We start from the raw sequence: 21,140 nt of genomic DNA on the forward strand, positions 1-21,140 counted from the left end.
TATGAGCATTCAAGTATTCATTGATCAGTTTATACAAGGCATTAGACAAACATCACTTCTTGAGTTTGTAGCTGTATTGGCGGGTATTGGCAGTGTATGGTTTAGTAGAAAAGAACATATACTGGTATATCCCATTGGATTGATCAATACACTGATTTATATCTATCTAAGTATTAAAGGACAACTATTCGGAGAAGCAAGTGTAAATGTCTATTATTCTGTCATGAGTATTTATGGATGGTTTCTTTGGACCAGAAAAGATGCTATAAAAAAAGAATTCGTCTTACGCATCACGAATAGTAATCGGAAAGAGTGGATACAACAGTTGTTGTTTTTTGCTTTCTTCTATTTGTTACTGTTTGCACTCTTGAGCTGGTTACAGTCTGGTTTTGCACCGGAAGCCATTCCTTGGGCGGATGCATTTGCCAGTGCTTCGGCATATACAGGGATGTGGTTAATGGCTAGAAAAAAAACAGAAAGCTGGATCTGGTGGATCGCAACAAATATTGCTTCTATTCCGTTGTATTTTGTGAAAGGTTATGTATTTACCAGCGTGCAGTTTCTGATTTTGTTGATCCTTGCCATTTCCGGATTAATAGAATGGAAGAAAAAAGCGCGGTAAATTAGAAATATTGAATAATGAATGTAGAAGGGATATGCAGTAAAAAAGCGTATTTATACGCTATACGAGGATAGGCATTGTTGCTTATTTTGTTTCTATCAAAGTTATATATGATGGAAAGAAAATTTGATCTTAAACAACGTCTTATAAGATTTTCTGTATCTGCTTTCGGTTTGCAGAAAAAATGCCTACGTCATACGCAGGAAAACATTTATCTGGACAATTAATCCGAAGCGCTACTGCACCAGCATTTCATTATGGGGAAGCGCAATCAGCAGAGTCAAGAAATGATTTTATTCATAAACTTAAGATCGCATTAAAAGAATTAAGAGAAACTAAAAACAACCTACTAATTATCCGGCAAATGGGTTGGTCTGATGATGATGAAATAAAATTGATTATAACAGAAACGATAGAGTTAATTTCTATTTTCTCAAAAAGCATTTCTACGACACAAAAGAACAGAATCAATTAATCATTATCATTCAAAATTTATTATTCAGTATTCATGATTCAAAAGATCGTCATACTTGGTCCCGAGTCTACCGGCAAGAGCACATTGTGTGAGTTGCTGGCGCAGCATTATGCAACAGCTTGGTGCCCTGAATTTGCTCGGGAATATCTGTTGACGAACGGAACTGATTATAAGTTTGAAGATCTACTCACCATTGCGAAGGGACAACTGGCTTTGGAAGATGAGTTTAGTTCTATGGTCCAGGGTCCATGGTCAATGGTCAATGGTGTTTGGGTGAATAGTAGAACCATGCAAACATCCGCACGGCAACCTCTTCTCTTTATTGATACGGATATGTATGTGATGAAAGTGTGGTGCGAGTATGTGTTTCAGAAATGTCATCAGTATATTTTAGATCAAATTGTGAACCGACAATACGATCTATATCTTTTATGCAAACCGGATCTTCCTTGGGTACAGGATGAATTACGCGAATATCCGGAGGAGAAACCTAGACAAGAACTATATCATATTTATAGAGACATTATGATGAATCAATCTACTCCCTGGGTTGAGATCAGTGGCGATTATGATCAGCGATTGCTGCAGGCTATTGCTGCTGTGGATGCTATACGCAAGTAGGTTTTATTTGCTTTTTAATAATTGTTGTAAATCAGCATCATCTTCAATATTCTGCATCTGTTTCAATATTTGCGGGTAACGCCAACTCACCCTTCTGCTCATAGGTTTTGGTGTAAATTTTTTAGGATTGGGTAAACTGGCAATGATCATTGCAGCTTCGGCTCTTGATAATTTTGCAGCAGGTTTACCAAAATACTTTTGCGAGGCGGCTTCTACCCCAAAAATTCCCGGTCCTGTTTCAATAATATTGAGGTATACTTCTAGAATTCTCTGCTTTCCCCAGATCCATTCAATCATTTTTGTAAAATAGAGTTCAGGAATTTTTCTGATATATCGCCCTACACCTCCGGCCTGCCATAAAAAAACGTTCTTAGCTGTTTGTTGTGTAATGGTACTGGCGCCACCACCCAGTGGAATCTTTGTTTTCTTCCCTTTTTTCTTGGGCTTCATACTTCTTTCAATCGCATCCCAATCAAATCCGCTATGATCGGGAAAAGTTTGGTCTTCACTGGCTATAGCAGCAAGTTTGATATTATAGGGTAATTGATCCCATGAGATATAATCACGCTTTAATCCATATGAAAAACTATTGGCAATCTGAGTAATGGTGATGGGCGGCATCACCCATCTGCAGATGATGATATATGCCAATGAACTTAAAAATAGAAACACAGTCGTTCGCCAAATGATACTGCGACATTTTTTCCAAAATGATTTTTTTTCAGCCATCAATACAAGATACTATTTAACCGCTTGCGTAGAAATGATCTGCATAGAATATTTTTTTCGAATCCGAATATAAGGTCGGTATTTCAGCGACTGTAACTTTCCGATGAGTATAATACCTGCTGCAATACCAATGCTCGTAATATTGGCACTACGGAATATGTTGTCACTTTTAATGATACTGTTCAGTATATTGACTAAAATATAACTTGAACCTCCTATCTGAAATAATGTTCCATTACCGATAATACCACTTCGATATCGATTTCCCGGCATACCAATAATCTCTGATACATGAATGCCCATTAAACCAAACCAAGAAGTATCGATCGTCGGAAACCCAAATTGATTCGGGATCTGCCTCAAAGCAAAAGTGTTGATATAGATGGAGTCGGATGTGATTTTTTTGATCTTTCCATCCATCCATTGTGTTGTTATATATTGAAAATGAATGAAGTTATCGTGCACCCAACTTTTCACATTCCTGTTCTTTTCTTTAAAAACAAGAATGTTGGTTTGAGCGTATGTTTTCTCCATACATAACAGTAAAAGAAAGACAGAAAGCAGTTTCATGTTCAGGAAAGATAATTAGAAAACAAGTTCCCTGACTTGCAGAATTGTTAAACCTGTTTCAATAAAGAAACAGCACCCCAACACAAGGCAATACCAAAACCAATGAGTATCAATCCTGATAATTTATTGATGTAATGTAGATTCTTAGCGGTTAATCGGGAACGTAGTTTACCTGCTAATACTACTTTCAGGATATCAGAAACTAAAACAAATACCAAACAGGTACCAAAAACAATCAAACGGTATTCATTTGGGTATTCTGCAGTTTGTGAATCAGCCAGTATAGCGGCAGTCCAAGCAAACCAAAAAAGAAAAACACCCGGATTCAGTGTATTCATGAAATAACCGGATAAAAAAATAGCAGCGTAATCTCTTTTTCTGAATTTTTTATCAGCAATATTATTTTCTTCATCCGTATGTACTTTTTTAAAGAACAGCGTATAGATACCAACAGCGATTAAGAAAATACTACCTGCAATAGCAATGGATGTTTTATGTGATATAGCTGTATTGAATAAGGAAGTAAAAAAATTACAGATCAATACCAGTGAAATATCACTTGCCGAAACGCCAGCCACAAATAAATAACCTGCTTTATGCCCATTATTGATGCTTTGCTTGATGATGGCAAAGATCACGGGTCCTACAGAGATACTAAGGATAAGACCCAGCAATATTCCTTTTAAAAATGGGGCAACCATGAAGGGGTATTGGTTAAATGCCGAAAATAATGGCAAAAATTGTAAAATCAGAAGAATGTTTGATCAGTGGATCAACTCAGCGAATAATCTGTGCTGCAATAATATAATCCAGACCGGGAAAATTTTCTTGTAGGTATGCATTACCATAGAGATAAATGGAATCTTGTATCGGGACTATGCGTCTGCCGTATTGGGAATTGAACTTTGCCACCACTTCCATTCCTTTGATAATTTTACCAATCGGTGAAAACCCTTTGACATCGGAACGAATAGTGGTATCCAATGTTGGATTGTCAACCATATTGATGAAAAGCTGTGTAGCCCTGCTGTTGGCAATATCACGGGCAAACGCTACGACTCCCTTTTTGTGTTGGTACAACACAGGCTCATCAGTAATTTTTTTTCGATCCCAGAAAAAATTCAATTCAAATTTGTCAGATATACCAAACTGTACCACATAATTGGGTTCTACACGGTAGATCATATTGTTATTGTAAAAACCACTGAGTACCAACTGATACAATCGATCTACACCTAATGGCGACCATCTTCTATACGCTTCTAAAATAAAATAACCTTTTGTAGTTGTGAAGAGTACCTGAAAGCTTTCGGGTGCTTTTCTTTTTAGCAATGCGTCTTTAGGTACTTGTGCCTGTGCTTGCAGCAGACAAACCGCTAATAATAAGGTCAATAATATTCTCATTCAGTCACCAATTCTTTTTTTAAAAAAGCTTGCCAGTCTTCCAACATTTTTCCTTTCAAAACACGAGGAAATTTATGTTGTCCACCCACTTTTCCTTTAGAGCGCATAAATTCCATGAATTGATGTTCCGAGAGTACATCCAAAAAAACTTCTTTTAAAGCACTTTTTCTTTCAACAGCATAATCATCATTCAATTCTTTAAGTGCGCCGTCAATCAGCTGTAATAATTGTTTTTTATCAACGGTATCATCACAGGCAACATACCAGTGGTGTGCAAAAAAGCTTTCATAAGGAACACCGGCTACTGTGAACTCGGGAATAGAAATATTCATCTTTTCACTGGCGAGTTGAATCGCTTTATTCATATTGTCGACACTGAGATGTTCTCCTACCAAACTTAGAAAATGTTTGGTTCTACCGGTAATCACAATTTCACAACGGTCTTTATCAACAAAGCGAACGGTGTCACCAATGAGATAGCGCCAGGTACCCGCAGAAGTACTAATGAGTAACGCATAATCTTTTCCTTCTTCCACTTCATGAATCATCAAGGCTTCAGGATTGTCGATCATTTCACCATCTGCATTGAAATTGGTATCATCAAATGGAACAAACTCCATAAAAATATGCTCGCTGGTCACCAATCGCATCCCTTTTGCAAATTGACGATCCTGATATGCAATAAAACCTTCACTAGCCAAATAGGTTTCAATATAAGTAATGGGCTTACCAAGTAGTTTTTCAAAACCTATTTTATACGGCTCGAAACTTACGCCACCATGTACAAAGAATGCCAGGTTGGGCCACATTTCGTGAATATGGTTCAGCTTATATCGTTGAATCACCATCTCCATACACATTTGAATCCATGCAGGCACGCCTACAATAAAGCCAATATCCCAATCAGGAGCTTTATCAACGATTTCTTCTAATTTTTTATTCCAGTCCTTCTGTTTGGCGATCTTTTTTCCCGGTTTATAAAATGGCTGGAACCAAAAAGGTGCTTTTTTCTGGGTAATACCACTCAGGTCACCTGCATAATAACCCGGACCTTCTTTTTGTAAATCAGTGCTGCCTCCCAAGGTAAGCCAACCCTTGCCGATGGAACTATAAGGGATATTCTCATAATTTCTCAAGCTAAAAAGTTGACGAATCATTACGAGTTTATTGCCACTCAATAAATCATTGGTAACAGGAATATATTTACTGGCTGCCTCACTGGTGCCACTACTCAATGCATAATAGCGAATCTTACCGGGCCAACAGATATCAGGTATGCCTTCCAGTGTTTTATGCCACCATTCCTGATGTATTTTATTGTAGTTGAAAGTAGGAACCAGTTCTTGAAACTTTTTTCCCGGATGTTTACTTAATAAAATCTCATCAAAACGATATTGTTGACCAAAAGCCGTAAATCGGGCCTTCCGTAATAACTTCTTTAATACCCTGATCTGCTGTCTGCGCGGATTGTTTTGCGGCAGTCTTAATGCTTTAAGAATCCTATTGGGAAGTTTAATATCGAAAATGGCCATCGTCAGAATCGGGTTAAGTGAATATACGAAACTACATTAAAAGCTTGTAAAAACAGAGCGCTCAATTGTTAAAGCTAATGGTAGCTGAGTCGGCAAAAATAAACCGAAAAAATATGCCTTTATTTTTTTCCATCAAACTGATGGCATCTGACATATCCATATCAGGGATACGGATCAATATTTGTTCCGCTTTATACTGCCTGATTTCATTAGAAAGCATACTGATGGATTGTTGATGAAGATGTACACTCGACAAATAACAGTGAGACCTGTTTTGTTGCTCAAGAACAGAAAGGATATCGGATTCGTGATCTTTCTTACATATAACCAATAAGTTTTTATGTGCTTGCAATAAAGCCTCGGTTGAACCGGATTTTGAAATCTTTTTCTTGAATTGTGTCCATACACCGAGTAACTGAATAAAAGGGATCAGCATCCAACCCAGACGATAATTTTTTTGCGCAAAGATTTTCATAGCTTGAAAAAAGATAGCCGTATGAAAAACAGTTCTGTGTTTTGAGCTTTGTCCTTTGTAATGTACAATAGTAGCCTCTCCTAAGTATTGCAGTGTATAACCTGTTTTGGAAATGCGTAGACTCAGATCGATATCTTCACCATACATGAAATAATCAGTATCAAATCCACCAAGCGTGTCCAAAATTTTTTTACGAACCATCATAAAAGCACCGGCCAGTACTTCTACCTGATGGTTTTGTAGTGGAGAAAGATGTCCGAGTGCATACCGATTGAATATACCGGAAGAAGGAAAAATACGTGCCAATCCAATAAGCTTAAAAAATGCGGTTGAAAGTGAAGGCAAAGCTCTTTTGCTTTCCGGTAAAAATTCCCCCAACCCATTGATCATCCGAATACCTATTGCCCCGGTTTGTTCATGCGTAGCAAAATGCTGCAAACAGGTTGACAAAGCAAAAGGAGTTAGCAGCGTATCGGGATTCAAAAAAAGGACAAATGATCCTGAAGCTTTTTGCAATGCCAGATTATTGGCTTTGGCAAAACCCAGATTGATATTCGATCTGATAAACTGTACTTTCGGAAACAAGGGTTGTAAAATGGGAATACAGTTATCGGAAGAACCATTATCCACTACAATGATCTCTGTATCGATATTCTGGGACGACATCAATATAGTACGTATACACTGCTCCAAAAAAGCACGCACATTGTAATTAACTATGATGATACTGAGTGTCAAATGATGGTTTTCAATATGCAATAATACTCAGAAGCACTGTATTCAATCTCGTTACTTGTGTCTTGTTTCTTGTCCCTTAACCGCAGGTTCGTTATTTTTGCCCTATGTTGAAACAAACACTTATCAAAGCAACCGAGGCAGGAGCCGCACAATTACAACACTTTTTCAACGGACAATTTACGATCAGCAATAAGGAAGGGGTCAATAATCTGGTTACAGAAGCAGATCATGCTGCTGAAAAAGCCATTTTTGAGGTGATCCGACAAGACTTTCCTGATCATTTTATTCTGAGTGAAGAAACAGGAGAAATTATTCAAGACTCTTCTTATAAATGGATCATTGATCCGATTGATGGTACTGTAAATTTCGCAAACGGCATTCCCATTTGTTGTGTGAGTATTGGTATTGAACAAGATGGTGAAATGATACTCGGTGCTGTGTATAATCCATTCATCAATGAATTTTACTTCGCTCAAAAAGGATTTGGTGCCACATTGAATGATAAAAAAATTCAGGTGAGTGATAAAACGGAAGTCATTAAAAGTTGTTTGGTGACAGGGTTTCCTTATACTTATTTAGATATGGAAAACGGTCCGCTACAAGTATTTGAAAAGCTGATCCGAAAAGGCGTTCCGGTTAGAAGATTGGGTAGTGCTGCTATTGACTTGTGTTGGGTTGCTGCCGGACGTTTTGATGGTTTTTATGAACATAAATTACAAGCCTGGGATAGTGCAGCCGGATTTTTAATGGTAGAAGAAGCAGGAGGTAAAGTGACCGACTTTAAAGGGAATCATTACTCACCCTACCAGCCACATATCATAGCCACCAACGGCAAAATACATGACGAACTGGTAGCGATTGTAAATGGGCGTCAGGTTGGCAATTAAGAATATCGAATATTGAATTTCGATATTCGATATTCGACATTCATTATTCATCATTTATACCTAATTATGAGTGAAACAAGAACAGAAATAGCGAGTTTGGGTGAATTTGGATTGATCGAACACCTCACCAAGAATTTTGAAACGCATAATGCGTCAACTATTTTGGGTGTAGGTGATGATGCAGCTGTGATCGATCATTTCGGTAAACAAACAGTGATTACCACCGATTTATTACTGGAGGGTATTCATTTTGATTTGATGTATACGCCATTGAAGCATCTGGGTTACAAAGCAGTGATGGTGAACCTGAGTGATATCTATGCGATGAATGCAACGCCAACACAAATCACCGTGAGCATTGGTATCAGTAATCGTTTTAGTTTGGAAGCAGTTACTGAATTTTATGAAGGCGTTCACTTTGCTTGTGAAAAACATAAAGTAGACCTCATTGGTGGCGACACTTCTTCCTCTACAAAAGGATTTGTTATATCAGTCACTGCTATTGGAGAAGTGGCACCAGAAAAATTTGTAAAAAGAAGTACTGCCTCAAAAGGCGATTTGATTTGCGTGAGTGGCGATTTGGGAGGCGCTTATCTGGGACTTACACTGATGGAGAGAGAGAAGAAGATTTATCTTGAAAATCCAAAAATTCAACCTGATCTAGAGAATGAAAGTTATATAGTAGGGCGATTATTAAAACCGGAAGCTCGAAAAGAGATCGTTGATTTTTTTGAACAAAATAATATCGTTCCTACTGCTATGATGGATGTAAGCGATGGCATCAGCAGCGAAATTTTACATATCTGTAAACAAAGCGCATTGGGTTGTCGTATTTATGAAGAAAAGCTACCTATTGCAGAAGATAGCAGAAAAGCTGCTTTTAAATTTGGTTTAGATCCTACTGTTTGTGCATTGAATGGCGGAGAAGATTATGAGCTCATCTTTACACTGAAACAAGAGGACTATGATAAAATTACACTCAATGAAGACATGAGTGTAATTGGTTACATGGCTGAACTCGAGGAGGGTTGTAAGCTATTGACCAAAGGAGGAAACAGTTTTGATATTACTGCACAGGGATGGAATGCTTTTCAGCAGTAGAAACTTATGAATTTTATCCGAAGATCGATACCCGTTGTTTTTATGCTGATTGTTTCAGCATCAGCACCTGCGCAAAACTTTTTTCCTCCACTTCCTAAAATGGCAGCGGCAGATTTAAAGGAAGATATTCGGATTCTTAAAAAAGTGCTGGAAGCAAATCACCCAAGTTTATATTGGTACACATCTAAAGACAGTATCGATTATTATTTTGAAACAACCATTGCAGGTATTACCGATTCACTGAATGAAGTAGACTATAAAAACCGATTATCTAAACTCATTGCAACCATTCGTTGTGGACATACTACTGTTCGATTTTCAAAAGCATATGGTAAAATTGCCAATCGCTACCGCTTTCCTCAATTTCCATTGGCATTAAAGGCTTGGGATGATAGCTTGGTAGTATTGGGTAGTGCTTATAATAATGATTCAATTTTCAAAAGCGGAACCATTGTAACAGCTATCAATGGAAGATCACCTGTAGAGATTTTAGATACCCTTTACCAATATATCAGTACAGATGGGTATATCACCAATCATAAAAGTCAGGTCATCAGTGGTAATTTTCCCGGTTGGTATAAAACCATTTGGGGTGATGGCGATTCGATATATGTTATCAAATACATAGATTCACTTGGACAAGAGAAAGAAGCCAGTATCAAAGCATATCGTCCAATAAAAGACTCCACAAAAAAACAAATACGCGAAATAACACCCACATTAACACGCAGAGAATTGAGAAAACTCCGGTTGTTAAATAAGCGTTCGATGGTGATTGATACTTTACATAGTACTGCTTTTATTCGTTTAACCACTTTTTCAGGAGGAAGACTCAAAACGTTTTTCAGGCGAAGTTTCAAAACCTTGAATCGTCTTTCCATTGCAAACCTCGTGATAGACTTAAGGGAAAACGGTGGTGGTAATGTTGGCAATAGTATTGATTTAACCAGATACCTCATCAACAAACCTTTTAAAGTAGGCGATAGTGTTGTCGCATTCAGTAGACGAATGCAATATAGTCGATATATCAAGCCATCATTTATCTATTGGTTAGCGATGAATTTTGGCGGAAAGAAAATGCAAGATGGAAAAATTCATTACCGCAGGTATGAACAACATCAGTATAAACCGGCTACAAAACATCACTATGACGGCAAACTGTATTTGATACAAGGTGGTTATACTTTTTCTGCAGCTACCATGTTCATATCGCATTTACAAGGACAATCGAATGTAAAAGTATTGGGAGAAGAAAGTGGTGGTGGATATTATGGTAATTCAGCCATGCATATTCCCAAGATCACATTACCCCATTCCGGACTCATAGTGAGTTTGCCTTTGTATCGTTTGGTGATCGACAAAAATAGACCTAAAGGAAGAGGCATCATGCCGGATACATTTATCAAACCCTCTTCAAAAGCTATTCGTGAAGGATATGATATTAAGTTGCGTGAAGTGAGGAGGATGATAGACAATAGTCGATAGTTCATAGCAAATGGCTTATAGTCCATAGTAAAAGGAAGAGGCAGTATCAGACTTTTGATACTGCCTCTTCCTTTTTAACCATTTGCCATGAGCCATTTGCTATGAACCATAGACTATGGACCATCAACTACCTCAATTACATCCAACGTTTCACTAAGCCCTGTCAATGCGGTATTATATCCTTTTTCAATTCTTCCACTTCTGTGTGCTAAGCCCATTACTTGTGCAGGATAGAGGCTGGCCATTCGGAAAGCTTCTTCCAGTTGAATATTGGCTTTATGTACCAGATTTTGTACACACTTCACCATGTTCAAAGCAGACCCACTTAATACACCATCCGATTCATAATAATCGCCTTTGAGTGCATGTGGGTAGGGTCCGGTGGTCGTATTGGTAACAGCATCCGTAATAGCGAATAATCTTTCCTTCATTTGTTTTTTGGCAATACGAATGGCAGCAAAGTCAACATGATAACCATCGGGTACCACACTGCACATCACTGTTTCATGGTCTAAAATAGCACCTGCCAATCCCGGCTCACGGTGATGTAAAGGACTCATGGCATTGAATAAATGAGTTGCCGCACCTATTCCGTTTTTAAATGCCAACATACTTTCTTCATAAGTAGCGTTGCTGTGTCCGGCAGAGATCACGATACCATAAGAACGAATCATGGATAATACTTCCTGACTACAAACCTCCGGCGCAAGTGTGATCATGGTGATAACACCTTTGCCATATTCCAGTAGTTCACGTGCTTGCTCCAATGTAGGGGCGTGGATGTATTGCTCCTGATGTGCTCCTCTCTTCAGCGGATTGATCCAAGGGCCTTCAACATGCAAACCAATACAGCCTTTACCACCCATTTGTTTGTAAGCACGAACGGCATCAATACATTTTTTGAATACCTCGTAACTATTAGTGGCAACGGTGGGTTGAAAATAAGCAGCACCCCCTTTTTTACAATACTCGTATAGACGTTCCAATGAAGTTACTTCGGGATACACAGCAAGTAAACGATCATAAGCCCCGTAAATCTGAATATCCATAAATGCCGGCGCCATCAATGAGAACTGTGCGGTGTATGGCTCATGAATAGCAGTAGCAGGAAGAATATCAATAATAGCACCACGTTCCGTAACAACTACATATTGATTCAGCCATTTGCTTCCTGTAAATAATCGGTTTGCATAATAAGTATTACGTTCTGCCATGGTCTAGTCTTGAGTGATGTGAAAATCATCTGCATCTTTCCAAAAAGGAAATTTATTTCTTATTTCAATCAATGTGGTTTTTTCAAGTATGATGGTAAAAATATCTTCCTCATGTTCTTTGTGATACAATACCTCACCGAGTGGATCAACGACCATGCTGTTGCCACTATGATAAATACCATTGCCATCTTCACCTACACGATTCACACCAATTACATAAGCTTGGTTTTCGATGGCACGCGCGGTAAGTAATGTTTTCCAGGCATGGTTTCTTCTTTCAGGCCAATTGGCTACATATAAAAGCAGATCATACTCCGGCTCATCATCCGATTGTTGTCTGGCCCAAACCGGAAAACGTAGATCGTAACAGATCTGTAAATTGATTTTCCATCCTTTTACTTGCGCAATGAGTCTTTTATGTCCGTTGGAATAATGTTGATCTTCTCCGGCAAAAGCAAATCGATGACGCTTATCATAATGACCAATCGTACCATTGGGTAATACCCACAATAGCCGATTAAAAAACTGATTATTTTCTTGAATAATAACACTTCCTGTCAGAATAATTTTTTTTTCAGCTGCCATCTTTTTCATCCATTCAATAGTAGGTCCATCCATGGTTTCCGCGAAGGCGGGTGGATTCATACTGAATCCCGTACTGAACATTTCAGGCAATACAACGATCTCTGTTTTTTGTGAAATGCTGTTGATCTTTTCTTCCAGCATCAATAAGTTGGCAGTTTTGTTTTCCCAAAAAAGCTTGGTTTGTATCAAAGAGATATGAAGTGATGACATGTATGCAAGTTAACTAGAAACTGCTGTTTTAAAACATGCGATAACCAATTTGAAGAGAACCATAAACCTGAGAACGTGTTTGTCTGTCAGTTTCTTTTGATTGATAGATCAATTCAATTTTGGTACTGATTCTTTCCTTAGCGTATGCTATGCCATATCGCTGTTCCAATACAAAAGGTTTGGGGTCTGCGAGCACAGCGCCAGTACCTTTGTGTAATAGTCCGCCTTGTAAAGTAGCATTGTATGTCTGGTAAGTAATAGATGGATAGGCGTATAGAAAAATTTCTGTTTTCTTTTGAGGTACAGACCTTCCATTATGCACTCTTGTATTAAAAAATATGCTGCTATTATTTTTTTCAAAACTTCCTGCTAATAAAACCGCACCTATTTTAGTATTGGTGAATGTGGTACCCAGATTCGCTTGTGTAATGGGTACAATCTTGAATATATCATTAAAGGAAAGAGCAGTAAAAGCATAAGAGACACCTGCATCTAGTCCAATAGCGTTTCTTACTTGATACTCCCATCCTTTAAAGCGCAGAAACCCCAACAGTTTATGATATTCATTCTGTAGTTTTTCTGCAAGCGAGGCACTACCAATTACTCCCAAAGTACCATACCACTGTAATATTGCGTCGTTGGCGCTGGCAATAGTTTGACTATACCGGGCATATAAATAACCACAATAAGGACGGTCAATATCGGCAATGGTTTCTTTTTTAGACAAGGGCGTAAAAATCATCTGCCCGATTTCCCACGCATGTACTTTTTTACGAACAGTTGCAGTATCGGCGAAACGATACTGTACAAAAAAACCATTGGTATAATAAGCGTCTTTTTTTTTTAGTAAAAAGGCATCATTTTCAGTTGTAAATGAAAGTTCCTTGCGCAAGAATCTTTTTTCCTGTGCATGCGTAAGGCAGGATAAGACAAGCCATATAAACAGAAACAAAAAGCGCATATAGTGTTTTCAAGAGAGAGGATGCTACTAAGATAAAATTAATCTTTTGCAGAACGACGAATATGTTGAATTGTTTCCTGAACCAAGGTTGGCTCATATCCTTTATTCATTAAGTATTGAGAAGTCTTTGCTTGTCGGTTTAAATATTGTTCATGTTTCAATAATTTCCATTTAGCTTCAGCCAACTTCATTAAAATTGCCTTATAATTTTCCTCATCAATTTCTTTTAAGGCAGATTTAATATTGACCGAACTCACTCTTTTTTGCTTCAAAGCATAGACGATTTTGACGCGACCCCATTTTTTTATTCTGAAATGTCCACCCGCAAATTGTGCAGCAAAACGAGCTTCATTTAGGTAATCTTCCTCTATGAGTCTGCTAATAAGGGTCTCCACATCGGTTTTGGAGAGCCCAAAGCCAAATAGTTTTTCTTTGGTTTCAAAGTGACATCTTTCCTGATAGGCACAAAAATGTTTGATCTTTTGCCATGCCTGTTCTGGAGTTAGTCTTTTCGAAAACATGAGAGCTGATTAAATTACTGTTTTATTAATTATATTTGTTATTGTATGGAAACGTTTTCGGAAATACATCCCAAATGAGTCAGATACAACATACCGTTTGTTTGATAGATGATGATAAGATCTATCAGTTCACCGCCAAGAAAATGCTGGAGGCGACGGGTATGACCAAAGATATCCGCTCTTTTTATGATGGCAGCGAAGCCATCGCTTTTTTCTCCGGGGAGAACAGCAAAGATCCCGCGAATTTACCGGATGTTATTTTTCTGGATATCAATATGCCCATCATGAATGGTTGGGAGTTCCTCGAAGAATATGAAAAGATCCGCAACCAGTTTCCCAAATCCATGGCTTTATATGTGGTAAGCTCTTCTGTTGATGATGCGGATATCCGACGCTCTCGACAATACAACTCAGTGACAGATTATATTGTGAAGCCCATTACGCGCGTGCGTTATCAGGAATTGTTAGAAGGTATCGGCTCTGTTTCCTGATCCAATCCACAACTCATTCACAATCTATTTTTCTTGTCCGGATAACCCCTGAATTTTGGTTACGGAATGTTAACATTTTGCCTTAGGTTTGTTGCGTATCTAAATTCAGCAGAATGAAATTTATCGTTTCTTCCTCCTCTCTTTTGAAACACCTGCAACAGATCAGCGGTGTTATTAATGCCAATACTGTATTACCCATTCTGGAAGATTTCCTATTTGAAATTCAGGATAAGAAATTGAGTGTTGTAGCAACCGATCTGGAAACCGTCATGCGTGTTCAAATGGATGTAGAAAGTAAGGCCAATGGAAAGGTTTGTATTCCCGCTAAAATCCTCATGGATTCGTTAAAAAACATTGCAGATCAACCACTTACATTCAATATTGACAAGAATTTTGCGGTGGAAATCACCAGCGATAATGGTAAATATAAAGTCATGGGCGAAAATCCGGATAATTTCCCCAAAGAACCTGCAGCAGACGATACCACAGGTTTTGATATGACCAGTAGCGGATTGCTGACCGCCATCAATAAAACCTTATTTGCGGTAAGTAATGATGATCTCAGACCTGCTATGACAGGTGTTTTCTTTGAACTTTCTAAAGATGGGGTTCAATTTGTGGCTACCGATGCACATCGTCTGGTAAGATATAAGCGTACAGATGCACATGCTTCTAAAACAGATTCATTCATTGTTCCAAAAAAACCGTTGAACCTGTTAAAGAACGCTTTGCCGGATAACGATGATGCTATCACTGTGAGTTATAACAGCAATCATCTTTTTGTGAATCATGGATCTACTCAAATGATCTGTCGATTGATTGATGCGCGTTTCCCTGATTATAAAGTGGTGATCCCTGCCGATAATCCATACAAACTGATCGTCAATAAAGCGGATTTCCAAAATGCTTTACGCCGAGTAAATGTATTCAGTAACAAAAGCACCAATCAAGTAGCATTGAGTATTACAGGAAGTGAGTTACAATTGGCCGCTCAGGATATCGACTTTAGTTTTGAAGGAAATGAACGTATGAGCTGTCAATACGATGGCGAAGACCTTCAAATCGCATTCAATGCCAAATTCCTGATTGAAATGCTAAGTGCTGCAGATACGGAAGATGTAAAGATGGAATTGTCAACCCCTACCAAAGCAGGGTTGATTAAACCTACAGAACAAGCAGAAGGGGAAGATCTGCTAATGCTGGTAATGCCGTTGATGTTAAACAACTAATCATTTCTAAAGATATGTTTGAGAGGCTGTATCAAAAGTCCGATACAGCCTCTTTTTATTCGGGTACCTGATGGAGAAAGTTTTCATTTAGGCGATTCTCAAAGCCTTCTTTTTACTTTTGAGACTTCCTCTTTTTTATACAAGCAAACGCGTACTGCTGATTAATTTGTACATTAGTGAGTATACAATTGTTAACCATGCTTGAGAACATCATTCAATATTTTGATACCATTCCCAGTTTGCACCGTGCATTGATTCTTGCCGGAGGGATCACTTTTTTTTGGTTGATAGAGGGCGTGATTCCACTTTTTGGTTTTCGGTACAATAAATGGAAACACGCGTCCATTAATATCTTTTTTACCATCACTACCATTGTCATCAATTTTGCTTTTGCTTTGGTGATTGTCAAATCCAGCGACTGGGCTGTTGCTCATCAATTTGGATTGCTTCAACTGGTAGAAATGCCTGTATGGGTATTCATGATAGGGGGGTTATTGTTATTGGATTTGATTGGTGCCTGGTTCATTCATTTTATTGAGCATAAGTTCAAATGGATGTGGAAATTCCATATGGTACATCATGCAGATACCCATGTAGACACTACTACCGCCAATCGTCATCATCCGGGAGAAAGTGTGTTTCGTGCGGTGTTCACAACCATTGGTGTATTGGTTTGTGGTGCACCCATGTGGCTGGTGATGATGTACCAAAGTCTGAGTGCAGTATTATCGCAATTTAATCACGCCAATATTCGATTGCCTTTATGGTTAGACAAAGCCATCAGTTGGGTCATTGTTTCTCCGGATATGCATAAAGTGCATCATCATTATGTACGTCCGCAAACGGATTCTAATTATGGCAATATTTTTTCGATCTGGGACAGACTCTTTGGCACTTTTAACTATACACCCGTTGAACAGTTGCGCTATGGATTGGATGTTCTGGACGATCGTACAGATGAAGATCTTTCCTATCAATTGAAAATACCTTTTGACCGATCTGTAAAGACCGATTACTAAACCTAAGAAAAGCTCATCTTTGCTGAAAATAGTTTCATGAAGATCGCAGCGTTTATTCCTGCCCGATATGCCGCTACTCGCTTTCCTGCAAAACTCATGCAGGTGTTGGGGAACAAGCCGGTAATCAGACATACTTATGATAATACTTCGGCAACAAGGTTGTTTAACGAAGTATATGTGGTAACAGATAGCGATATTATTTATCAGGAAATAGTCTCCAATGGCGGTAAGGCCATCATGAGTAAAAAGCCGCATGAGAGCGGTAGCGACAGAATTGCAGAAGCTGTGGTAGACATGGATATTGACATTGTTGTAAATGTGCAGGGGGATGAACCCTTTGTTCAAAAAGCGCCCTTGGAAAAATTATTGCATGTTTTTGAAGGGGAATCAGGGAAATCTGTACAGGTAGCTTCACTGATGCAAGTGTTGAAAGACCAAACATTCATTCAAGATCCTAATTATGTAAAAGTGGTGGTGGATAGAAACAATAATGCCCTATTATTCTCAAGAAGTGTGATTCCTTATCCAAGAAGTACGGAGGCAGCCATTACTTATTATGAACATATTGGTGTGTATGCATTTCGGAAAGAAGCACTGATCAATTTTACCAACTGGCCAATGACGCCATTGGAAGCCGCTGAGAAAATTGAGTGCTTACGTTATCTGGAATATGGCATACCCATTAAGATGGTGGTGACCGGATACATGGGGGTTGAGATTGATACACCTGAAGATTTAATAAGAGCCGAGCAATACCTGCATCAACAATAAGGTATTTTTAATACTGTGCCGGTCAGATGGATGCTGTTCCCAAAGGGCAAAACTTTATCTTTACAATACCCCCAAGATCATTTTACGAACAATGTAAGCATGAGCAAGAATAACAAAAACAGATCGGTAGTAATGCATGGAAGGGTTCGATGGTTATTCTTTTTTGCAGTACTTACATTGATCAGTTTTGCTATTGTGCTCTACCTCATCAAAAAAGACCTTGATAAAACCAGGACCTCAGTTGACTTTACTTATTCTGTTCTAAAAGATATTGCTGAATTAAAAAGCTCGTTGGGACAAGCTGAGTCAGCTACAAGAAGCTTGTTGATTACGAATGATAAAAACTGGCAACCCGTTATCGAGCAGCTCCATGAGAAGACAAATACTTTATTTGCGCAAATAGTTTCTAAAACTAAAAATGACACAGCTTTCTCTTCTTCATCATTAAGCACATTAGAAGAGCTTGTCAAGAATAAAGAGCGCTTCCAAAAAGCGGTACTTACTGATAGCGCGACAAAAGAACTTATTAAAAAAAGGCTCTCCTCGACGGGTGAAGGACCACAACAGTCTCAGGCTATATTTAATATTCTTAATAGATTAACGGTATGTGGTGAAGTTGTTCTTGGTGAAAGATTACAAGCAAATGCACAAAATTATTCAAACAGTATCTATGCGGCTATGATTGGTGCCGTCATTGCGTTTATTATTGTATTGTCATTGATTGTGCAACTCAATAGAGATATCTCCCGTAGAAAAAAAGCCGAAGAAATTGTTGGCTACAGTGATGAACGTTACAAGAATCTTATTGAGAATGCCGGTATGGTGATGTATACTACAGACATTAATGGCATTATCACATTTGCAAATCAACAAGTAGGCGATCTGACGGGATATTCAGTGGAAGAACTCATCGGGAAAGATTTTTCTTTTCTATTGCATCCTTCCTGGATGCAACAAGTGTTCAATCATTATACACAACAGTTTCAAAGTAAAATAGCGTCTACTTCACTAGAGTTTGTGATCAGAACAAAAGCTGGTAATCAAAAATGGGTAGAACAGACATCTCAACTCATTTTTAAAGATGAAATGATACAAGGCTTTCAGTGTATGGTGAGAGATATTACAGAGAAAAAGAAAATTGAGTTAGAACTCAAAGAATCGGAACAGCGAAGAAAAGAAAACCAACTAAGACTGGAAGCGATATTAGAGAATACCACTTCCCTCATTTTTATCAAAGGCTTAGATGGAAAATATATCAATATCAACAAACGATTTAAAGATGTAATAGGTGTTACGGATGAGATGGTAATCGGCAAAACAGATTATGATTTCAGTGAGAAAGAAACAGGCGATCATTACAAACGTCTGGATGAAGAAGTCATCAGTACCCGTAAGCCGGTAGAAAGTGAAGAGTGGATCTTTGGTCCGGAAGGAAGAAAAAACCTATTGGTGATCAAGTTTCCGCTGCTAGATCATAGGAAAAAAATATTCGGTATTGGTGGTATTGCTACAGATATTACAGATAGGGTTTTATACCAGCAGAAACTCATAGAAGCAAGAAAAAATGCAGAAGAGGCCAAACAGTTGCAAGAACAGTTTCTGGCGAATATGAGTCATGAGATTCGAACGCCGATGAATGGTATTCAAGGTATGACGAATTTGCTTTTGCAGACAGAACTCAATGGTCAGCAAAAGGAATTCACGTCTATAATCAAAAGATCGGTGAACAATCTGTTGGTTATCGTGAATGATATTCTTGATTTTTCCAAGATCAAAGCCGGGAAAATTACATTGGATAAAGTTCCATTTCAAATTCGAGATGTGCTGAGTCAGGTCAAATCTCAATTTGACCATGAAGTAGCACAAAAAGAATTGAAACTCATTTTTGATCATGATATAGGGCTACCGGAAACTGTAATTGGTGACCCCTATCGTTTGAACCAGGTGTTGGTGAACATCATTGGTAATGCCGTGAAGTTTACAGTTAGTGGAGAAGTACGCATAAAGACAGAAGTAACTCAACAGAATGGCAATAAAGCCACCCTTCGATTCACTATATCTGATACCGGAATAGGTGTGCCGGATGAAAAGGTAAGCATCATTTTTGAGCCATTTATGCAGGCGGGTCCGGAGATTGCCAGAAATTATGGTGGTGCCGGATTGGGCTTATCCATTTGTAAAGGACTATTAGAGTTACAAGGAGGAACCATCCAATTTGCGAATAAGTCAGGTAGTGGTGCTGAATTCATTATCCAGGTTCCGTATGAAGTACAACAAGGTTCATCAGGAGAAAAAGATGAATCAAAGCTCTTAAAAGATAAATACTTTTTGGTGGTAGAAGACAATGAGGTGAACCAAAAACTGGTAAGTTATGTTTTGAAAAAAGTAGGTGGAACCGTAGACATAGCCAATAATGGCAGGGTAGCTATTGATCTTTTGGAACAAAAGAAGAACGAATATGATTTGATCATCATGGATCTTCAAATGCCGGTGATGGATGGATATGAAGCAACGGAATACATCAGGAAAACTTTACAATTACAAATTCCCATCATCGCTATGACGGCTACCGCATTAAAAGACGATCGTGAACGTTCAGTACAAGTGGGGATGAATGATTTCATGCTGAAACCCTTTGATTTTGATGATCTCTACAAAAGATTGATACGACTGCTCATCAAAGAGGAAATCGAACCTGATAACCATGATGCCATGAATAGCCAGAAACTATATGACCTCTCTTTACTCGAAGGTCTGGATGACAAAGACTCGCTATTGGATGTATTGAACTTATTCCTTGAAAATACGCCTGATCAAATGACCGAGCTTGCTGAACTTTCCAAAAAAGCAGAATGGGATGCCCTCTATCAGTTGGCGCATAAATTGAAAGGAGCGCTTGCTATGTTGCAAGCAACCCACATTTCTGAATTGTTAGGAAAAATAGAATCGAGTGCAAGAGAGCGAATAGACATTGATCAGATACCGGCTAAAGTAACAGAAGTCTGTACTCTATTTGATCAGATGAAAACCCAATTGATTGACGAAAAAGAGCAGATCAAGGGTCGATAACCCGAAATCTCGTATTTTTATCAAATACCTTAAAGTCTGAAAGACAAATATGAAAATCCTGGTTGCAGAAGATGAACCCATGTTATTGAAAACGATTGAGCTGAAGCTTAAGAAAGAGGGTTATGAGGTTATTGCTACAATTGATGGAAGAGAAGCGATCTCAAAGATCGAATCTGAACAACCTGATCTGGTTATTTCGGATATTATGATGCCTTATGCCTCGGGTTTAGAGTTAACGGCCATACTGAAAAAAGGAGAGAAGCAAATACCCATTATTATATTATCTGCTATGGAGCAGGAAAAAGTAGTAATGGAAGCTTTTGAATTAGGCGCCGATGATTATATCACCAAGCCATTTAGTTTGAACGAACTTTCTATTCGTGTAAAAAGACTCATGACACGATTAGGAAAATCCTAATGATTAATATTAT

The 21,140-nt window shown here is 38.3% G+C and carries 22 protein-coding genes; 12 read left to right on the plus strand and 10 right to left on the minus strand.

Features of this window, described 5'->3' with window-relative positions; translation table 11 throughout:
* Position 1 precedes the first annotated feature (1 nt).
* The 3 genes from pnuC to ACTIEV_RS03590 all read left to right on the plus strand — a co-directional run bounded on the left by pnuC (position 2) and on the right by ACTIEV_RS03590 (position 1,718).
* Positions 2-622, plus strand: a complete 621-nt coding sequence (gene pnuC, locus ACTIEV_RS03580) for a nicotinamide riboside transporter PnuC (protein ID WP_322196444.1) — start codon at positions 2-4, stop codon at positions 620-622.
* A gap of 151 nt (positions 623-773) precedes the next feature.
* Entirely contained in the window at positions 774-1,097 is a 324-nt protein-coding gene (locus ACTIEV_RS03585) for a four helix bundle protein (RefSeq protein ID WP_416194685.1), read from the plus strand.
* A 33-nt stretch (positions 1,098-1,130) separates the two neighbouring features.
* Complete coding sequence (locus ACTIEV_RS03590) at positions 1,131-1,718, plus strand: ATP-binding protein (RefSeq protein ID WP_322196445.1); 588 nt, start codon at positions 1,131-1,133, stop codon at positions 1,716-1,718.
* Positions 1,719-1,721: 3 nt separating this feature from the next.
* Here the strand turns inward: ACTIEV_RS03590 and mtgA are convergent, their stop codons facing one another.
* From mtgA to ACTIEV_RS03620, 6 genes are all read right to left on the minus strand, one after another.
* On the minus strand, positions 1,722-2,447 hold the full coding sequence (gene mtgA, locus ACTIEV_RS03595; RefSeq protein WP_322196446.1) for a monofunctional biosynthetic peptidoglycan transglycosylase: 726 nt from the start codon (positions 2,445-2,447) through the stop codon (positions 1,722-1,724).
* 12 nt (positions 2,448-2,459) lie between these two features.
* Positions 2,460-2,981 (minus strand): hypothetical protein, encoded by a 522-nt coding sequence (locus tag ACTIEV_RS03600; protein WP_322196447.1) that lies wholly within the window; start codon positions 2,979-2,981, stop codon positions 2,460-2,462.
* 83 nt (positions 2,982-3,064) lie between these two features.
* Entirely contained in the window at positions 3,065-3,718 is a 654-nt protein-coding gene (locus ACTIEV_RS03605) for a LysE family translocator (RefSeq protein ID WP_322196448.1), read from the minus strand.
* Between the two features lie 76 nt (positions 3,719-3,794).
* On the minus strand, positions 3,795-4,421 hold the full coding sequence (locus tag ACTIEV_RS03610; protein WP_322196449.1) for a peptidylprolyl isomerase: 627 nt from the start codon (positions 4,419-4,421) through the stop codon (positions 3,795-3,797).
* On the minus strand, positions 4,418-5,953 hold the full coding sequence (locus tag ACTIEV_RS03615) for a GH3 family domain-containing protein (RefSeq protein ID WP_439516098.1): 1,536 nt from the start codon (positions 5,951-5,953) through the stop codon (positions 4,418-4,420). The genes ACTIEV_RS03610 and ACTIEV_RS03615 overlap by 4 nt, the downstream gene beginning before the upstream one ends.
* A gap of 61 nt (positions 5,954-6,014) precedes the next feature.
* Positions 6,015-7,166 carry a glycosyltransferase family 2 protein gene (locus tag ACTIEV_RS03620; RefSeq protein ID WP_439516099.1) on the minus strand — a complete coding sequence of 384 codons (1,152 nt, stop codon included), beginning with the start codon at positions 7,164-7,166 and terminating at the stop codon, positions 6,015-6,017.
* A 104-nt stretch (positions 7,167-7,270) separates the two neighbouring features.
* Here ACTIEV_RS03620 and ACTIEV_RS03625 point away from each other — a divergent pair, with 104 nt between their 5' ends.
* The 3 genes from ACTIEV_RS03625 (at position 7,271) to ACTIEV_RS03635 (ending at position 10,639) form a co-directional block, all read left to right on the plus strand.
* Positions 7,271-8,053, plus strand: coding sequence for an inositol monophosphatase family protein (locus tag ACTIEV_RS03625; protein WP_439516100.1), 783 nt, complete (start codon positions 7,271-7,273; stop codon positions 8,051-8,053).
* 66 nt (positions 8,054-8,119) lie between these two features.
* Positions 8,120-9,154 (plus strand): thiamine-phosphate kinase, encoded by a 1,035-nt coding sequence (thiL, locus tag ACTIEV_RS03630; RefSeq protein ID WP_439516101.1) that lies wholly within the window; start codon positions 8,120-8,122, stop codon positions 9,152-9,154.
* Between the two features lie 6 nt (positions 9,155-9,160).
* Positions 9,161-10,639: a S41 family peptidase gene (locus ACTIEV_RS03635; protein ID WP_439516102.1), complete on the plus strand. Its 1,479-nt coding sequence runs from the start codon at positions 9,161-9,163 to the stop codon at positions 10,637-10,639.
* Between the two features lie 113 nt (positions 10,640-10,752).
* Here the strand turns inward: ACTIEV_RS03635 and nagA are convergent, their stop codons facing one another.
* The 4 genes from nagA to ACTIEV_RS03655 are packed head-to-tail and all read right to left on the minus strand — an operon-like array spanning position 10,753 to position 14,130.
* The gene (gene nagA / locus ACTIEV_RS03640; protein ID WP_439516103.1) at positions 10,753-11,853 is read right to left on the minus strand and encodes an N-acetylglucosamine-6-phosphate deacetylase; all 1,101 of its coding nucleotides are present in this window, start codon (positions 11,851-11,853) and stop codon (positions 10,753-10,755) included.
* 3 nt (positions 11,854-11,856) lie between these two features.
* Positions 11,857-12,648, minus strand: coding sequence for an amidohydrolase (locus ACTIEV_RS03645; protein WP_439516104.1), 792 nt, complete (start codon positions 12,646-12,648; stop codon positions 11,857-11,859).
* 28 nt (positions 12,649-12,676) lie between these two features.
* Positions 12,677-13,609 carry a lipid A-modifier LpxR family protein gene (locus ACTIEV_RS03650; RefSeq protein WP_416194684.1) on the minus strand — a complete coding sequence of 311 codons (933 nt, stop codon included), beginning with the start codon at positions 13,607-13,609 and terminating at the stop codon, positions 12,677-12,679.
* A 38-nt stretch (positions 13,610-13,647) separates the two neighbouring features.
* Positions 13,648-14,130: a regulatory protein RecX gene (locus tag ACTIEV_RS03655; RefSeq protein WP_322196457.1), complete on the minus strand. Its 483-nt coding sequence runs from the start codon at positions 14,128-14,130 to the stop codon at positions 13,648-13,650.
* A gap of 74 nt (positions 14,131-14,204) precedes the next feature.
* On the opposite strand from ACTIEV_RS03655, the gene ACTIEV_RS03660 reads away from it, so the two are divergent.
* The 6 genes from ACTIEV_RS03660 to ACTIEV_RS03685 all read left to right on the plus strand — a co-directional run bounded on the left by ACTIEV_RS03660 (position 14,205) and on the right by ACTIEV_RS03685 (position 21,127).
* Positions 14,205-14,621, plus strand: a complete 417-nt coding sequence (locus tag ACTIEV_RS03660) for a response regulator (RefSeq protein ID WP_439516105.1) — start codon at positions 14,205-14,207, stop codon at positions 14,619-14,621.
* Positions 14,622-14,734: 113 nt separating this feature from the next.
* On the plus strand, positions 14,735-15,850 hold the full coding sequence (gene dnaN, locus ACTIEV_RS03665; protein WP_439516106.1) for a DNA polymerase III subunit beta: 1,116 nt from the start codon (positions 14,735-14,737) through the stop codon (positions 15,848-15,850).
* A gap of 197 nt (positions 15,851-16,047) precedes the next feature.
* Positions 16,048-16,869 (plus strand): sterol desaturase family protein, encoded by an 822-nt coding sequence (locus tag ACTIEV_RS03670; RefSeq protein WP_178886543.1) that lies wholly within the window; start codon positions 16,048-16,050, stop codon positions 16,867-16,869.
* A 36-nt stretch (positions 16,870-16,905) separates the two neighbouring features.
* Positions 16,906-17,640 (plus strand): 3-deoxy-manno-octulosonate cytidylyltransferase, encoded by a 735-nt coding sequence (gene kdsB, locus ACTIEV_RS03675; RefSeq protein WP_322196459.1) that lies wholly within the window; start codon positions 16,906-16,908, stop codon positions 17,638-17,640.
* 99 nt (positions 17,641-17,739) lie between these two features.
* A complete protein-coding gene (locus ACTIEV_RS03680; protein WP_439516107.1) occupies positions 17,740-20,709 on the plus strand; it encodes a PAS domain S-box protein in 2,970 nt (989 codons plus the stop codon).
* A gap of 49 nt (positions 20,710-20,758) precedes the next feature.
* Positions 20,759-21,127 carry a response regulator transcription factor gene (locus ACTIEV_RS03685; RefSeq protein ID WP_439516108.1) on the plus strand — a complete coding sequence of 123 codons (369 nt, stop codon included), beginning with the start codon at positions 20,759-20,761 and terminating at the stop codon, positions 21,125-21,127.
* The last annotated feature ends 13 nt before the right edge of the window (positions 21,128-21,140 follow it).

Source organism: Sediminibacterium sp. (assembly GCF_051861365.1).
In the GTDB taxonomy this organism is placed as follows: domain Bacteria; phylum Bacteroidota; class Bacteroidia; order Chitinophagales; family Chitinophagaceae; genus Sediminibacterium.

Excerpts from the sequence above, each read along its gene's own strand:
- pnuC (WP_322196444.1), top strand. The coding sequence starts at position 2 with ATGAGCATTCAAGTATTCATTGATCAGTTTATACAAGGCATTAGACAA.
- ACTIEV_RS03590 (WP_322196445.1), top strand. The coding sequence starts at position 1,131 with ATGATTCAAAAGATCGTCATACTTGGTCCCGAGTCTACCGGCAAGAGC.
- mtgA (WP_322196446.1), bottom strand. The coding sequence starts at position 2,447 with ATGGCTGAAAAAAAATCATTTTGGAAAAAATGTCGCAGTATCATTTGG.
- ACTIEV_RS03600 (WP_322196447.1), bottom strand. The coding sequence starts at position 2,981 with ATGGAGAAAACATACGCTCAAACCAACATTCTTGTTTTTAAAGAAAAG.
- ACTIEV_RS03605 (WP_322196448.1), bottom strand. The coding sequence starts at position 3,718 with ATGGTTGCCCCATTTTTAAAAGGAATATTGCTGGGTCTTATCCTTAGT.
- ACTIEV_RS03610 (WP_322196449.1), bottom strand. The coding sequence starts at position 4,421 with ATGAGAATATTATTGACCTTATTATTAGCGGTTTGTCTGCTGCAAGCA.
- ACTIEV_RS03615 (WP_439516098.1), bottom strand. The coding sequence starts at position 5,953 with ATGGCCATTTTCGATATTAAACTTCCCAATAGGATTCTTAAAGCATTA.
- ACTIEV_RS03625 (WP_439516100.1), top strand. The coding sequence starts at position 7,271 with ATGTTGAAACAAACACTTATCAAAGCAACCGAGGCAGGAGCCGCACAA.
- thiL (WP_439516101.1), top strand. The coding sequence starts at position 8,120 with ATGAGTGAAACAAGAACAGAAATAGCGAGTTTGGGTGAATTTGGATTG.
- ACTIEV_RS03635 (WP_439516102.1), top strand. The coding sequence starts at position 9,161 with ATGAATTTTATCCGAAGATCGATACCCGTTGTTTTTATGCTGATTGTT.
- nagA (WP_439516103.1), bottom strand. The coding sequence starts at position 11,853 with ATGGCAGAACGTAATACTTATTATGCAAACCGATTATTTACAGGAAGC.
- ACTIEV_RS03645 (WP_439516104.1), bottom strand. The coding sequence starts at position 12,648 with ATGTCATCACTTCATATCTCTTTGATACAAACCAAGCTTTTTTGGGAA.
- ACTIEV_RS03650 (WP_416194684.1), bottom strand. The coding sequence starts at position 13,609 with ATGCGCTTTTTGTTTCTGTTTATATGGCTTGTCTTATCCTGCCTTACG.
- ACTIEV_RS03655 (WP_322196457.1), bottom strand. The coding sequence starts at position 14,130 with ATGTTTTCGAAAAGACTAACTCCAGAACAGGCATGGCAAAAGATCAAA.
- ACTIEV_RS03660 (WP_439516105.1), top strand. The coding sequence starts at position 14,205 with ATGAGTCAGATACAACATACCGTTTGTTTGATAGATGATGATAAGATC.
- dnaN (WP_439516106.1), top strand. The coding sequence starts at position 14,735 with ATGAAATTTATCGTTTCTTCCTCCTCTCTTTTGAAACACCTGCAACAG.
- ACTIEV_RS03670 (WP_178886543.1), top strand. The coding sequence starts at position 16,048 with ATGCTTGAGAACATCATTCAATATTTTGATACCATTCCCAGTTTGCAC.
- kdsB (WP_322196459.1), top strand. The coding sequence starts at position 16,906 with ATGAAGATCGCAGCGTTTATTCCTGCCCGATATGCCGCTACTCGCTTT.
- ACTIEV_RS03680 (WP_439516107.1), top strand. The coding sequence starts at position 17,740 with ATGAGCAAGAATAACAAAAACAGATCGGTAGTAATGCATGGAAGGGTT.
- ACTIEV_RS03685 (WP_439516108.1), top strand. The coding sequence starts at position 20,759 with ATGAAAATCCTGGTTGCAGAAGATGAACCCATGTTATTGAAAACGATT.